Genomic DNA, 1273 nt, shown 5'->3' on the forward strand with positions numbered 1-1273 from the left:
GTCACCGAATAGGCCATGCCCACCGTCACCGGCACCCCCGCGGCGACCAGTCGCTGGGCCAGACTGGCCTCGCTGGCCGGTTCCTTGGCCGACTGACACGCGTTCAGCACCGCAACGGGCACCCGATGCTCGGCCAGCAGATCAGCTACCTGCTGCGCCGACACCGGCTCGGCCTTACCCTCCTCCGAGGTTTCGAAGAACAGGAACGCCCGCTCACCCTCGAACGCCGCCGGCCTGCCGGACCCGAACAGGTAGCGGTCGGCGACCCGGCCGGCTTCCAGCTCGGCGAACTCGGCCACCGCACCGTGCACATCGAAGTGGATCACCTGGTAGTAGCCCGAGCCGTGCAGCTTCGTCGCGGCCCGCAACTGCTGCACCACCGCCGGCCAGGTACCCGGGCGTACCAGATCCACCACCACCGGACGGTCCGCCGTGCGTAACCCGTCCAGCAACGGCCGCGAGATCGTGCGGTACCCGACGTCCGCGCCCCCGCCCGGACGGGCGGTGACCACCAGGATGTTCAGCGTGGGTCGCTCCGGCGGCAACACGAAGCCTGGCGGGATCCGGTCGACCTGGCGGGTCACCGGCAGCCGCAGCACCGCCGGGACCGGCAACTGCGGGTCATAGAGGGCCTCCCAGTGCAACCGGTGAAACGCCGCCGACCCGGTGACCTGCAGACGGCAGCCGTCGAACCCCTGCCGGGCCAACAGCCGGTAGTCACCCGCTACGTCACCGCCGAAGACCTGATCGAACAGCCGCTGCCCGTAATCCCGCAACCGCCGCACCGCATCGTCGTGCCAGTCCTGATCCAAGAACGGGAACCGCAGGTGCTCCTCGAAATACCAGGCCAGCCGCTCCTCGTCACCCTCCCCAGCCGGGTCGACCACGGTGACCTCGTGCTCCGTCCCGTCCGGGAAGGACACCCGGGCGACGAACGATCCGTCCGGGCCGCACGACCGCTCGGACACGCGCACCAGCATGGCCGACGCGAGACCTTCGCCGTCGGTCATCTGGTGCTCCGGTGGACCCGGACCACCACCACCCGATCATCACCCGACACCGTTTCGACCAACTCCAACTCCGTCGCATCGACTGCGGGACGCTGCTGCACCACCAGCCGCCGAAGCAGGTCATACACCACACTGCTGGCCACATTCACCGCCAACGGCACCCCAACCAACTCCGCCACATCGGGAAAGAACGTGCCCGGAGCGGACGGGCGCAACGAGGCAGTACCCAGCGCGGCGGCCTCCTCATCACCAGCCCACGCCTT

The 1273-nt window shown here is 69.3% G+C and carries 2 protein-coding genes; both read right to left on the reverse strand.

Translation table 11 applies throughout. From position 1 onward, the window contains the following. Window positions 1-1010, reverse strand: a 1010-nt coding sequence (locus tag AB0J80_RS38500; protein WP_364714787.1) for a CHAT domain-containing protein, incomplete at its 3' end; no start/stop codon positions are given. Next, window positions 1007-1273 (reverse strand): hypothetical protein (locus tag AB0J80_RS38505; RefSeq protein WP_364714788.1); only part of this gene is annotated, 267 nt, incomplete at its 5' end. The genes AB0J80_RS38500 and AB0J80_RS38505, both read right to left, overlap by 4 nt.

It is taken from the genome of Actinoplanes sp. NPDC049548, assembly GCF_040676695.1.
Classification (GTDB): domain Bacteria; phylum Actinomycetota; class Actinomycetes; order Mycobacteriales; family Micromonosporaceae; genus Actinoplanes.